We start from the raw sequence: 14502 nt of genomic DNA, 5'->3' as shown, positions 1-14502 counted from the left end.
TGTCCCAAGTTCAATATATACCTATTTTTAAGAAGCAGTAGTTTATAGCACGGTCCAAAACTCCTTTGTGTGCATTTACTATCTCATCACAACAAAGGAGTTGATTTGAAGTGGCCATTCGTCCTCCACAAACGCTGAAATCTACGGGCAGAAAGGTTCCTGTTACGAGATATCGCAATGTGAGTCCAACACAAACCCTTCGTAGATTTACAGTTATCTGGGCTAACAATGATGGTGTACCTTTTAACACGTCTGGATTTTTTGCAACACTCCGGCGTTTAGATGGAACCTTTGTGCAAGCTGCAGGCTTCGACCGCTTTGGTACTGCCCGATTCAACAGAGTCCGCACACCTACGAACCAGCCTTATATTCTGCGTACTTTTAGAGATGATGGAGTATTATTCCGCGTTAGATCCGTACCTGCTGGCGTATCCTCATTTGTCGTTATTGGTTAAGCTCATACCGAACGCAGCCTAAACGTGGGTAACCAAAAAAGCAACCAGAAACAGAGCATATCTGTCCTGGCTGCTTTTTTATATGCCTACCTATTCGGAATCTTCTTCCACTATTGCATCTTTCGTAGCGGCTGTATTGTACACCGTTTTGAGCCAGTTTTCACTCGACCAGTTCAGCTTGCCTGCACCCGCTCCATCCTTGGCCTGCAATTGAGCAACCAGGTTAGCAGGGTCTTCGGCAGTATAGCTGTATGGCAACGTTGTGAACCCATTCCAAGAGAAGCCCTTGGCCTTCGCAGGATAAGGGGCTAACGGGCTATTCGCAGCTTCACTGCCTCCTCTGAATACGGTACCATTGTCGGAAAAGATAACGTCTTCGGCTTTGATTTTACCTGTATAATCTGCTTTGTTAGGATCTTTTTGATTATTACGCACTGGAGAAAACACATCAATTAAATAAGACTTTTCTAGCAATACCGCGCCGTTTTCTGTTGAAATTGCACCATTACCCACGACATCAAAATGGTATCCCTTGGCGGCAATTGCTTTAGCCATGTCAGAAGTAATTCTTTTTTTGGCTCTGGCCAATCCGGCATCGTCCATAACGATGTTATATGCATGAGCATTACCACCACGCAAACGTGGCATACGGTCCTGAATATCCAGATAGTAATTATGATGCAGCGTCACTTCCAAATCTGGATTGTCGGAAGCCATTTCCGTAGCACCGATCAGATGCGCCTTCTTTTGTCCTGCTGCAATATCAATGATATCTTCTTTACTCATGCCTACTGCATTGCTTCTCAGATAAGCGTACATAGGATAGGAAGACTTGTCTGCTTCCATCGCGTTGACTTGTTGGGTTACCCAGCTGTTGGAGCTGCGGTCATCTCCTTTGAACAAGGACCAGGAAATCGTAACTCCGTTACTCCCTTTTTTCACATCTACCAGACCATCATAGGCTTTGTTAAATGTGCAATGGTCGATCCATACCTTGGAGCTTGCACCTTCGACAGTAATATAGTCCCAGTCATTCTTGTCATAGTTCCCTTTGGTTGCTTCATCCCACTCCCAAAGTTCATCAAATTCGAGGTTACGGAAAATCAAATTGGAGCTTCTTTTGATAACAAAGCCGGCATGTTTGATTTTCACACCATTGGCCGAGAAAATCGTAACCCCATTCATATTTTCGATATAGACTTTGCTCACACCTGTCTTTTTCAGAACAGGATGTGTTTGTACAGGATTGTTGGCACTAAAAGGCATTACTTTGGCAGCACTAGGAATTTCATTCCAACCGAGATCAAGATCGTTCATAATCTCAATCACTTTGACTTTGCTGCCTTTCTTCAGTGCTTCGTTGAGATCTACAGCGTTGTAAACTTTTTTGTAGTTGGCATCTGTATCCGCAATGTTGCCACCACCTGTATTACCATACGAAAAGCCAGTCAAATTATAGTTACTTTTAGAGGTTACATCAGGGTCCACTCCAGGAGTCGGTTTTTCTGTACCTGGTGTTGGATTCACAGGCGGTGTTCCTGGATCTACCTCAGAAGAAGCACCGGATACAATCACATTATCGAATTCGGCAGCTGCTTTGGAGGTCACCAAACCAATGGCTCCAGCAGTGAGGCTGGTGTCTGTTGCGGACAGCTCCAGTTGATCATTGACATACATTTTGATTTCCGAACCGGATAGTTCCAGCTTAACTCTGTACCATGTATTCGTGTCCAGTTTGTATTTTTTATTGGTAGCCAGTGTCTTCATAGAGCCTTTGACTTTTTTTCGAATCTCAAGCGCTCCGTCATTCTTGTTGTACAACGATGCTGCGTAGAAGTTGTTGGAATCTGTGTATCTACCTGCAACGTAGACTCGATTGGAGCCATTAAAATCATTTACATATACATCTGCTTGCACGCTATAGTTCGTCCATGAGGCATTACCCTTAACGGAATGGCTTTCGCTTCGACTAGATTGCTGGTATGTAGAGCCATTCCCATCCTTGACCACAGACCAGTTCCCCGAATCCGCGGTCCAGCCTTGAGCTTTTCCTTGTTCGAAATCATCACTTATCTGTAAATTCCCATCCGCATGTGCATGACCTAGCAACGGTAATGATAAAGACAGTACCAACGTACTGCTTAACATTACACTTGCACATTTTCTTAGCAAACTCGATTTCATATAACAATCCCCTTCTTGGTTAGATTCATGAATACTAAAGCAAAGGTTGCACCGTTCATCGGACATGACCTGCCCCAACGGTATATAACGTACTGATGAAGAGAATAATATCCCAACACCAATGAGGGCCCTCAAACGCTATACTCCAATAATTATAGGCATTTAAATATATATTAAAATATGTCTAATTACTTATCTTTTGTCTTAATTTTTCAATTAATTTTGCATCCTGTTTCGTGAACACGCCAAATTCTGTTTCATAAAATCACAAAAAACGATATTTTTTTATTTTTGAATAAGACATACAGTTGTCATATTGGGAATGGTACATATAAAGGGGTGAGTATCATCCATATCATTTAAAGGAGCGATGAGATGTCCAGCTACGACTACGCTTCCAAATCGGAGTTAAAGGAAGCCATTCATGCCTCCTATTTACGATTTGACGGTGAGTTTCAGGAGATCGACGAGAGCCAAAAAGATATTCGTATCCCTGAAGTAGATAAAACACCCGCAGAGATGATTGCCTACCAGCTCGGATGGCTTCATCTTGTCATGACATGGGACAGAGACGAACGGGAAGGAAAAACCGTCATCATGCCCGCCCCCAATTATAAATGGAACAGACTAGGCGAACTATATCAATCATTTTACAAGACTTACTCCCACCAATCTTTACGCGAATTACGCGATATGTTCAAGTTGACTGAGCAAAAGTGGCTGGATTGGATCGACACACTTAGCCACGAAGAGCTCTTCACTCAAGGCGTTCACAATTGGACGGGTACGAATCCAAACTGGCCCATGGCAAGATGGATTCACATCAACTCGGTGGCACCGTTTAAAACATTCAGAGCCAAGATACGGAAATGGAAGAAATACAAAGTTCAACAGTGATGAAAAAAAGTGTGCATTGTGCTACAATACTTGAGTTGTATCGGGATACATTTAGGGAAGGGTAAGTGAAACGCCATGCTTATTATTGGTATTGCCGGCGGTACAGGTTCCGGTAAATCGACGGTAGCACGCGCCGTCGTTGAGCGTCTGGGATCTAATAAAGTGACTTTCATATCTCAGGATAACTATTATAAAGACCATTCACATCTGAGCTATGATGAACGTGCTTTGGTCAATTATGATCATCCGTTTGCCTTTGACAACGAATTGCTTATTGAGCATCTCCAATGTCTGAAAAAAGGACAAGCGACACAAGCGCCCGTGTATGATTTTACGGTTCATGCCCGCTCCACGGACGAGACGGTAGAGCTTCTGCCAAATCATATCGTTATGTTGGAGGGTCTGCACGTACTGTCAGACGAAAAGCTCCGCAGCCTGCTTGACATCAAAGTATTTGTGGATACGGACCCTGATGTGCGTATTCTCCGTCGGGTTCTTCGCGATATTGAGGAACGCGGCCGCACCATCCATTCGATCCACGATCACTATCTGACTACGGTTAAGCCGATGCATGAGGCATTTATTGAGCCTTCCAAGAAATACGCTGACCTGATCCTTCCTGAGGGAGGACACAATGAGGTTGGCATTCAACTGCTGTCTATTTTGACTGAAAAATATTTGGCAGGAGATCGGACTTGGGGTACTGTATAAGGTAATCCCGGTTGTTTAAGGCTGTCGAGGTTTTCTCGGCTGCCTTTTTTGTGTTTTATATGCCATTTGGACTAATTTTTTTTGGAATCCCCGTGTGGTTTATGTTAGCATGTAAAGGTTAAATGCTTTAGATTCAAGCTAAGTTGGAAGCGTTATCAAATATGTGCCTCAGATGATATGACGTCCACGTGGTGGAGGTCTTTTTTGAATCAGGATTTTTACAAATCCTCGAATAGGTATAATTACGGAGAGTGCTGCCATGAATGAGCTATGCAACATTTTGATTGTGGATGATGAGATATTGGTACGGCAAGGAATTAAACACCATTTATCGTGGGAACAGTATGGATTTCGAATTGTAGGTGAAGCTTCTAACGGGAAAGAAGCATTGGAGCTGATTGAAACCTTGCGCCCTCATATTGTCATTACAGATATCGTAATGCCGATCATGGATGGCGAGGAGCTGACGCGCATAGTCAGACAGAACTATCCAGATATCGAAGTCATTGTACTTAGCAGTTACGGCGAGTTTAATTACGTGCGATCCACCTTTCAGCAAGGGGTTGCTGACTATATTTTAAAGCCTAAGCTAGACACGGATGAGTTGCTCCAAGTGCTCCAGAGAACCGCTCGCAAAATTCCATCCATTCAATATCAAGCAGATGCCGGGAATAGTCAAATTACGATAGATCATGTGATCGAAAAGCTGATCTCCGGGTATAGCATGGACTATGACGCCGAGCTGCTGAAGCAAGCATTTCCTTATGCCCGTTTTGCGCTCATAGGTATAGAACAGCTGGCACAGCAGGATAAAGGGCGCTCCATCTCTGCCTCGGACCTATTTTCCAAGCTTACAGATCGAGTATCCTCTGCCTGTGAGTACATCGTACTGCGACAACTGCCATCTGATGGCTATGCGGCTGTGTTTTTAGCCAATCTTGATCCACGGGAAGTAGACGCCTGGATGGCTGCGGTTAGGGAAGTTGCTCAGGAGACAAAGCGAGTCGATCCACAGACAGGCTGGGCAGTTAGCCATTTATTTGATGAGTTCAATCAGATTAGTGACGTCTATCAGGATGAACTGCCAAAACTGCTGAGTTACCGCTTTTATTTCCCAGGAACAGCGCTGTTAATAGAAGACGAACTCCCTCAGCCTGTACAAGTGAACAGCTCGTTTAACTTAAAACAATTTACAGAAGAGATGAAGCGTGAGCATTTTGATACAGCTTTTCAGGATTTGAGATCCTATGTAGCCGCCATGTCTGGCAACTATACCTCTACCGCTTTTGAATTCAAATCGCTTCTCGGAAATATCGTGTTCAACATTACGATCTTGCTCGGGAATCAGGGGTATGATATGAAGGAGTTGGATGCGGCGAAATATTCCTATTTCAAAACAATTAATGATGCCCCTCATGTACATGAGGCCGTGCGCCTTCTGGAGACTTTTTTGGAGGAAGCGAACAGACAGATCATGGCTAAAACACAGCAAGGAAGTAGCGCAAGCATGAAAAAACTGCTGGAGTATATTGAGGAGCATCATGCTGAAACGCTCAATTTGACGACACTTGGGCAATATTTTCACTTTAACCCTTCCTACTTGTCCAGTTATTTTACGGCACACCATACAGAAGGTTTTAGCGAGTATCTGAACAAAATACGGGTTGAAAAAGCCGCAGAGTTACTACGGTCGGGGACGATGTCCATTTCGGATATTAGCAGCACGGTAGGTTATTCGGACCCCAGCTATTTTACTAAAGTGTTCAAAAAGGTGAAGGGTTCCTCGCCCAGTCAGTACCGCCGGGAACATCTCTATTAGAGAGTAAGTCACATCTGCCAGCAGAAAAGAGATTGAATATGAAAAGATATATGCATAAGATCAAATATCAAGGTCTGTTCTTCAAAATCTTTATTGTTATGGTGGTCAGCATCACTGCGGTGTCCTTGCTGACCTCTTTGGTGACGATTCGGATGTCTGAACGACTTTTTGCGGAGACATTCAGTATTACAAATGCCAAGGTACTCAGCCAGATTCAATCCAGCTTTGAATCCTTCAATGATTCTATCGTGAATGCCGTAACCCATGCTTCGGAAAATGGAACGGTCAAGAACTATCTGACTGGCGGCCAATCTGACTCGATTAACTCGGCGAGGATTTACTTCGGAATGGCACAGCAAATGAAGCAAATTAAATCGAACGTCGATGCCTATGATGTCGGTGTCGCTGTAACAGGTCTGAACGGTCGGAGCTTTTACTCCGACTCTTCCTATTGGCCTGTAACTGCGGAAGAGCTTAAAAGCAGTGCGATTACAGCCCAAAGTGTAGCACGACCGGCACAGCTTATGTATCAATTGGATACTGAATTATTTCAGCAACAAATGAATACCACCGCGCAAAAGCCAACACCCTATATTATCGCCTCCAAACCATTTATGGAGCGGACCAGTGGCACCCTGTACGGCATGATCTACATCGCTATCCGAGAGCCTGAATTTCGCCGTTTCTACAACAATTTCACGAGCAACGGCAATGATGTGCTTATTTTGGACAAGTCGGGATTAATTGTATCGAGCAACCGCCAGGACCTGATCGGACAACGCTCCAGTGAGCTACTAGGCTATGCCACAAAAATCAATGAACAGGGATTGAACTACATTAATACCGATGTGATGAATAAGGAGAGTATCCTCCTTTCCAACTATATCCCTTCATTTGATTTTTATCTGGTGAACATGATCGACAGACAAGCCGCGATTGGGCAAATTATTGACGTTAAATCCGTTGTCTGGATCTGCATTGCCATCGTACTGATTGCTTTGGTGATCGTTTTTCTGATATCCCGTCGACTGATTCGTTCCCTGACTCGACTGGTGAAGCAAATGTCGACCATACGTGAGAAAAATTTTGATAATTATATCCCGGTAACAGGCAGCTATGAGGTTAGACAATTAAGTCATGCTTACAACTACATGCTGGATGAACTGAATGACTATATCCGTAAGCTTTTAGAGACGCAAAAGGGTCAACGGAACGCAGAGCTTGCTGCACTACAACGGCAGATCAATCCGCATTTTCTGTACAATACACTGGCTTCGATCAAAATGCTGGTGCTCAAAGGAAACAAGGAAACAGCCGCCGAGACGATCAATGCACTCATTTCTTTACTGCAAAATACAATCAGTAATGTGAGCGAAACAATCACCATTGAGCAGGAAATGGCCAACATGCAAAATTACGTGTTCATTAACCATGTTCGCTACGGGCAACGGGTACAAGTGAATTATTTTGTATCACCCGATTGTCTGGAGTACCATGTGCCCAAGCTCATCATTCAGCCTTTTATCGAAAACTCCTTTTTCCATGCGTTTAATGAAAAAAATGTAGGCCACATCTATATATTGGTGTCCAAAACGGAGGATACATTGATCTGTGAGGTGGTCGATGATGGAGACGGTATGGATTTGGACGGGCATACAGCGCAAGACGGACTACCAAATCCCAAGAGCAAGCGCCAACTGTTCACAGGCATCGGCATCCAGAATGTGCACAACCGCATTACCCTTTTATATGGAGAAGAATATGGAGTGACTATCTCCAGTAAAAAAGGCGAGGGCACCAAAGTAAGAATGACCCTACCACTGATCGTAAAACCAGCCCCTCCTACCCCATAAAAAAATAGGCTGAACTAAACAAAGAAGGTGGAACAAGAACGGAGTGGGCGGAATGGTGTTGTACAAGCAACAGCGGTGGGAAGCACCATCCGGCCGCGCAGTGGCGCTTCGTGAACAACTTTAGTTCAACCTAAAAAAAATACCTAAACCAAAATAAAATACAAATGTAAGCGGTACCTTTTTTCATAAATCATAATAATAAGACCAATCCGTATAAAGATATTCCTAACACCGACAAAGTATGGATGGTACACTAGATTTATAAATGAGGTAACCGCTTTCATTCGAGAAGTTTAGAACTAGCAAGCAACATATAAAAAAAGAATAGGGGTTGAACAAAATGAAAAAAATGACTTTCCTTCTGCTGATTGCAAGCTTGATCTTGCTATCCGCATGCTCCAGCAATTCCGAGAAAGCAGCTACAACCACAGATTCAGGCAAAAAAGAAATCACCGTCTGGGCTTGGGACCCGAACTTTAATATCGCAGCCCTGAAGCTGGCAAAAGATCGCTACGTTGCCAAACACCCAGATGTAACCGTAAACATTGTTGAATATGCTCAAAACGATATCGTACAAAAAATGAATGCCGGCCTTAACTCCGGATCTACTAAAGGATTGCCGAACGTGGTTCTGATCGAGGATTATCGGGCACAGAACTTCCTGCAAGCCTATCCCGATTCTTTCCATGATATGAGCAGCACGATCAAAGCATCCGACTTCGCTGATTATAAAATTGGACCGACTAGCTACAATGGCAAGCAGTACGGTGTTCCATTCGACTCCGGTGTTATGGGACTGTATGTAAGAACGGACTATCTGGAACAAGCCGGCTACAAAGTAGCGGACCTGACCAATATTGATTGGGACAAATTTATTGAAATTGGTAAAGCCGTAAAACAAAAAACAGGCAAAGAAATGCTGACTCAAGATCCGAATGACCTCGGTCTGATCCGCGGTATGATCCAAACCGCAGGTTCATGGTACCTGAAAGAAGACGGTAAAACACCAAACCTGGCTGGTAATCCAGCTCTGAAAGAAGCTCTCTTGACGTACAAATCCTTGTTCGACGCTAACATTGTTAAAATGAATGCCGACTGGAGTCAGTTCTTGGCCGCATTCAACAGCGGTGCAGTTGCTTCCGTACCTACAGGTAACTGGATTACACCTTCGATCAAAGCAGAAGCTTCGCAATCCGGTAAATGGGCTGTTGTTCCTTTCCCTAAGCTGAAAAATATACCTGAATCCGTGAATGCTTCCAGCCTCGGCGGCAGCTCCTGGTATGTCCTTAACTCGGACGGTCAAGATACCGCTGCTGATTTCCTGAAAGAAACATTCGGAACAGATACAGAGCTGTATCAAGATATGCTGAGCAAAATTGGAATTGTCGGTTCATTGAACGCAGCTTCCAGCGGTAAAGCTTATGACGTGGAGGATCCGTACTTCGGAGGCGACAAAGTATATAAGAAATTTGCAGAATGGACTAAACAAGTTCCAAAAGTCAATTATGGTCTGCACACGTATGCCATTGAGGATATCATGACCGTTGAAATTCAAAACTATCTGAACGGAAAAGATGTAGACGCAGTTCTGAAAGATGCTCAAGGACAAGCGGAAGCACAGCTTAAATAAGACAGTCCATCTAGCCAAGGCTAAATAATAAAACGAAAAGCACTTAAAACCTTGGGCTTGCGAGTTCAAGGTTTTATTGCTGCACAGGGAGTTGACATGGTATGAAGACAGCCGCGCCCAAAATAACTACAACACGTCTCAAAGCAGGTATGACAGGATGGTTGTTCATATCCATCGCAGTGATCATGATCGCCGCTTTTTATTTCTATCCGATGATTCAGGCGCTTATCTTGTCCTTTAAGACAGGTACAGGGTCTAATCTGAGCTTTAACGGCATTGATAACTACAAGCGACTCTTCACCGATAAAATGTTTATAACCGCCGTGAAGAATACGTTTATCTATTTAATTTTCCAGGTGCCTTTGATGGTCATTCTGGCTCTGTTCATTTCGGTATTGTTGAATGATAAAAACCTGAAATTCAAGGGCTTTTTCCGCACCGCTATCTTCTTGCCGTGTATCACATCCCTTGTAGCCTATTCCGTTGTCTTCAAGTACCTGTTCTCGTCCGACGGTCTGGTAAACTCCTTATTGCTGAATCTGCACGTGATTGGCACGCCCATCCAATGGATTACAGATCCTTTCTGGGCCAAGGTTACGATTATTATCGCGATCACATGGCGCTGGACTGGTTATAATATGATCTTTTACCTGTCCGGTCTTCAGAACATTGACAGTTCCATCTACGAAGCGGCCCGTATTGACGGAGCTTCCCCGATCCGACAGTTTTTCAGCATTACGGTTCCACTGCTTAAGCCGATTATCCTGTTCACTTCGATTACATCAACGATTGGTACACTCCAACTCTTCGATGAAATTATGAATATTACCAAAGGTGGGCCAGGGAACGCGACATCTTCAATTTCGCAATATATTTACAATCTGTCCTTCAAGTATTCATCCGACTTTGGTTATGCGGCGACCGTATCTTATTCCATCGTCATTATGATCATTATCTTGTCGATTATCCAGTTCAAAGTGGCAGGTGAGAAAAAATGATGAAAACAAAAAGAGCATTTACGTACGCCTTTCTGATCCTTGTGTCGTTCGTTTCGATTTTCCCGTTCCTGTGGATGCTATCCAGCGCCACGAACCTGTCGGTCGATGTGACCAAGGGCAAGCTGCTGCCTGGCTCCCATCTGATGGATAACATGCACAATTTGCTTGAAAAAGTGGACATCGTTACCGCACTCAGTAACTCTGCAAAAGTCTCCATCTCAACTACGCTGCTGGCTATGCTAATCGCGTCATTGGCTGGTTATGGCTTTGAAATTTACAGAAGTAAAGCGAAAGACGTTGTCTTCAATATCCTGCTGATGTCTATGATGATTCCGTTTGCGGCGATCATGATCCCGCTCTACCGGATGTTCGGCAGCATTTCTAATGTCATACCGTGGATCGGTATTGATACGCTCTCTTCTGTCGTCATTCCGACCGTAACTACGGCGTTCCTGATCTTCTTTTTCCGTCAAAGCACCAAGATGTTTCCCAAAGATCTACTGGAGGCAGGTCGTATGGATGGATTGTCCGAGCTGGGTCTGTTCTTCCGGGTATACATGCCTACAATGAAAACAACCTATGCCGCTGCCGCGATCATCACATTCATGTCCAGTTGGAACAACTACCTCTGGCCTCTGATTGTGCTGCAAACGCCGGAAAATCAAACGATTCCGCTGTTGATCTCGAACCTCGGCTCCAGCTATGCACCGGATTACGGTGTCATCATGATCGCCATTGTCCTGTCCACACTTCCGACTGCACTGGTATTTTTCCTGATGCAGAAACACTTTGTAGCGGGCATGGTGGGTTCGGTAAAATAACAGATTTCTGTGTACGTTCTTCATTTCAATTTTAAAAATAAGGAGTGTTCGCCTTGACCATCCAACCCCCTAGTCTGGACTGGCTGACCGACGTAACCAAATTTGCTGTACATCGGCTGCCCGCCTATTCCGATCACAAATATTACGCTACGCTTCAGGAAGCGGAGCAGCAAGCTGATATGGCTTGGCGTCATAGCCTGAATGGGAGCTGGAAGTTTAACTATGCAACAAATCCAGCCAGCCGTCCGGTAGAGTTCTATACTCCTGGCTTTGAGTACGGTGGCTGGAGTGATATTCAGGTGCCGGGTCACATTCAGACGCAAGGCTTTGGCCAAATGCAGTACGTGAATACGATGTATCCGTGGGACGGACATTCGGACGTTCGTCCACCCCATATTCCGGAGGATCACAACCCGGTCGGGAGCTATATCAAAAGCTTCGTTTTGCCGGAAAATATGGCTTCCGACGCGCAGCCTGTGTTCATTTCTTTCCAAGGCGTCGAGTCGGCTTTCTATGTATGGTTGAACGGACAATTTGTCGGTTATAGCGAGGACAGCTTCACGCCGTCTGACTTTGAACTGACACCGTTCTTGCAAGCTGGCGAAAACAAGCTGGCGGTAGAGGTATATCAAAGAAGTACAGGGGCATGGCTGGAGGATCAAGACTTTTGGCGTTTTTCCGGTATTTTCAGAGACGTATATCTCTATACCATCCCTACGGTTCACGTACGTGACCTGCATGCCAAGGCAGATCTGGATGCTTCCTACACACAGGGCCTTCTGGAGCTGAAATTGACCTTGGAAAAACCAGCAACTGCCTATGCAACTGTCGATGTGAAAAATGCTGTCGGTCATGTTGTAGCTTCTTTGAAAGCTGACTTTACGGATGGCACCGCTTCGCTGTCAGCAACCTTGGAGCAAGTGCAGCGCTGGAGCGCGGAGAAACCCTATTTATACACGTTGTTCATTCAAATTTATGATGCCAGTGGATCGCTCGTGGAAGTCATTCCACAAAAAATTGGCTTCCGTAAATTTGAGCTGATCAACAAGGTCATGCATTTAAACGGCAAACGCATCGTCTTTAAAGGTGTGAACCGCCATGAATTTAACGCTCGCACCGGACGTGCGATTTCCCGTGAAGATATGCTGTGGGATATCCGGACGCTCAAGCAGAACAATATGAACGCTGTTCGCACCTCTCATTATCCAAATCAGACTCTGTGGTATGAGCTATGCGATGAGTACGGGGTCTATGTAATTGATGAAATGAACTTGGAAACACACGGTTCCTGGCAAAAACTCGGTGCCGTCGAGCCATCGTGGAATATTCCCGCCAATCTGCCTGAGTGGCAAGATATCGTCATGGATCGCGCCATTTCCATGCTGGAACGGGACAAAAACCATGCGTCCATTCTAATCTGGTCCTGCGGCAATGAGTCGTATGCAGGTGAAGTGCTGCGCAATGTCGCCAACTATTTCCGAGCCACCGACCCGAGCCGTTTGGTGCACTACGAAGGCGTGTTTCACAACCGTACGTACGATGATACCAGCGATATGGAGAGCCGGATGTACGCCAAACCCGCAGATATCGAGCAATATCTAAACGACAATCCGCAAAAGCCGTATATCAGTTGCGAATACATGCATGCGATGGGTAATTCCGTAGGTGGCATGCACAAGTATACAGAGCTGGAGAACAAATACGAGCTGTATCAGGGCGGTTTTATTTGGGATTATATTGATCAGGCTGTTATGAAAAAAGATCGCTACGGACACGAGTACCTCGCGATCGGCGGCGACTTTGACGACCGTGCTACAGACTATGGCTTCTGTACGGACGGAATTGTCTATGCAGACCGGAAGGTTTCGCCGAAGATGCAGGAGGTCAAATTCCTGTATCAAAATCTGAAGCTCACCCCGGATCGCAGCGGTGTAACCCTGCGCAATGAAAACCTGTTCGAGGGAACAGGCGACTATGAGTTAGCATATAGCCTGCTGCATGAAGGCCAAGAAATCGCACGTAATGCCATTCATGTAGATGTAGCGGCTCAGACCGAAGCCTATATTCCACTGACATTCCCTAATACGGATGGAAAGCCTGGTGAGTACGTTATTCACACCGCTCTGGTTTTGAAGGAAGCGACGCTCTGGGCTGAGGCTGGACACGAAGTGGCCTTCGGACAACATATTTTCATTGTGGAAGATCCAAAGCCGCTGAAAGCTTCAATAGGTGGAGCCCTACGAGTGGTGCATGGCGATGTAAATATTGGCGTTCACGGTACGGATTTCACCATCATGTTCTCCAAAGGAGCAGGCAGCCTGACTTCACTTCGCTACGCCGGACGTGAGATGATCGCCATGCCTCCTGCCCCATTGTTCTGGCGGGCGACCACAGACAATGATCGGGGAACCGCACTAGGCTTTGAAGCCGGTGGCTGGTTCGCTGCAAGTCTGACACGTAAATGTGTGGGCATCGAGGTCACGGAAGAGCAGACAGACCGTGTAACCGTTACATTCCGCTACACGCTGAGCATCCATGCAGACGTACAGGTAACGGTAGCCTACACCGTCTTCGCCGACGGTAGCCTGAACGTAAAATCGACTTATGAAGGCGTCTCAGGATTGCCTAACCTGCCGATCTTTGCCCTTTCATTCAAGGTTCCGGCGGACTATCGCCATCTGGACTGGTATGCGATGGGGCCGGAAGAGAATTACATCGACCGTGCCTTTGGCGCGAGACTAGGCGTATTCCACAACGAAGCTGCGGATAACGTATCCGGGTATGTCGTACCGCAGGAATCCGGCAACCGTACAGGCGTGCGCCGTGTCAATATTACCGACGATTCTCAACGCGGTATTCGCATTACTGCACCAGCTACCGCACCGGTGGAATGCAATATTTCGCCGTATACAGCGTTTGAGCTGGAAAGTGCCTACCATCTGTATGAGCTACCCAACGTGTATTACACCGTTGTCACCATAGCCGGTAAACAAATGGGCGTAGGCGGCGACGATAGCTGGGGAGCTCCGGTACATGAAGAATACCAAATTACAGCCGATCAAAAGCTGGAATTCGAATTTACCGTGCAGCGGATATAAATATACTCCCTGCATAGACAAGTATATATAACAAAA

10 protein-coding genes are annotated in these 14502 nt (G+C 45.4%); 9 read left to right on the top strand and 1 reads right to left on the bottom strand.

Going from position 1 to position 14502, the window contains the following annotated elements; all coding sequences use genetic code 11:
* The first annotated feature begins 110 nt into the window (after positions 1-110).
* Positions 111-455 carry a hypothetical protein gene (locus JOD82_RS22095; RefSeq protein ID WP_016820169.1) on the top strand — a complete coding sequence of 115 codons (345 nt, stop codon included), beginning with the start codon at positions 111-113 and terminating at the stop codon, positions 453-455.
* Between the two features lie 90 nt (positions 456-545).
* On the opposite strand, the gene JOD82_RS22090 is transcribed toward JOD82_RS22095, so the two are convergent.
* Positions 546-2639 (bottom strand): pectate lyase family protein, encoded by a 2094-nt coding sequence (locus tag JOD82_RS22090; protein ID WP_209949926.1) that lies wholly within the window; start codon positions 2637-2639, stop codon positions 546-548.
* A gap of 375 nt (positions 2640-3014) precedes the next feature.
* Here JOD82_RS22090 and JOD82_RS22085 point away from each other — a divergent pair, with 375 nt between their 5' ends.
* The 8 genes from JOD82_RS22085 (at position 3015) to lacZ (ending at position 14466) form a co-directional block, all read left to right on the top strand.
* Complete coding sequence (locus tag JOD82_RS22085; protein ID WP_029516908.1) at positions 3015-3536, top strand: ClbS/DfsB family four-helix bundle protein; 522 nt, start codon at positions 3015-3017, stop codon at positions 3534-3536.
* Between the two features lie 75 nt (positions 3537-3611).
* Positions 3612-4247 carry a uridine kinase gene (gene udk / locus JOD82_RS22080; RefSeq protein WP_013308305.1) on the top strand — a complete coding sequence of 212 codons (636 nt, stop codon included), beginning with the start codon at positions 3612-3614 and terminating at the stop codon, positions 4245-4247.
* A gap of 259 nt (positions 4248-4506) precedes the next feature.
* Positions 4507-6066 carry a response regulator transcription factor gene (locus JOD82_RS22075; RefSeq protein WP_209949925.1) on the top strand — a complete coding sequence of 520 codons (1560 nt, stop codon included), beginning with the start codon at positions 4507-4509 and terminating at the stop codon, positions 6064-6066.
* Between the two features lie 38 nt (positions 6067-6104).
* Positions 6105-7919, top strand: coding sequence for a cache domain-containing sensor histidine kinase (locus tag JOD82_RS22070; RefSeq protein ID WP_209949924.1), 1815 nt, complete (start codon positions 6105-6107; stop codon positions 7917-7919).
* Positions 7920-8259: 340 nt separating this feature from the next.
* On the top strand, positions 8260-9549 hold the full coding sequence (locus tag JOD82_RS22065) for an ABC transporter substrate-binding protein (RefSeq protein ID WP_029516911.1): 1290 nt from the start codon (positions 8260-8262) through the stop codon (positions 9547-9549).
* A 101-nt stretch (positions 9550-9650) separates the two neighbouring features.
* The gene (locus tag JOD82_RS22060) at positions 9651-10547 is read left to right on the top strand and encodes a carbohydrate ABC transporter permease (RefSeq protein WP_013308301.1); all 897 of its coding nucleotides are present in this window, start codon (positions 9651-9653) and stop codon (positions 10545-10547) included.
* A complete protein-coding gene (locus JOD82_RS22055) occupies positions 10544-11368 on the top strand; it encodes a carbohydrate ABC transporter permease (protein WP_013308300.1) in 825 nt (274 codons plus the stop codon). The genes JOD82_RS22060 and JOD82_RS22055 overlap by 4 nt, the downstream gene beginning before the upstream one ends.
* A gap of 53 nt (positions 11369-11421) precedes the next feature.
* Complete coding sequence (gene lacZ / locus JOD82_RS22050) at positions 11422-14466, top strand: beta-galactosidase, LacZ type (RefSeq protein WP_209949923.1); 3045 nt, start codon at positions 11422-11424, stop codon at positions 14464-14466.
* Positions 14467-14502 lie beyond the last annotated feature (36 nt).

It is taken from the genome of Paenibacillus sp. 1182 (assembly GCF_017833915.1).
In the GTDB taxonomy this organism is placed as follows: Bacteria; Bacillota; Bacilli; order Paenibacillales; family Paenibacillaceae; genus Paenibacillus; species Paenibacillus polymyxa_D.
The sequence above is the reverse complement of the archived record's forward strand: the minus strand, read 5'-3'. Positions and strand labels throughout refer to the sequence as shown.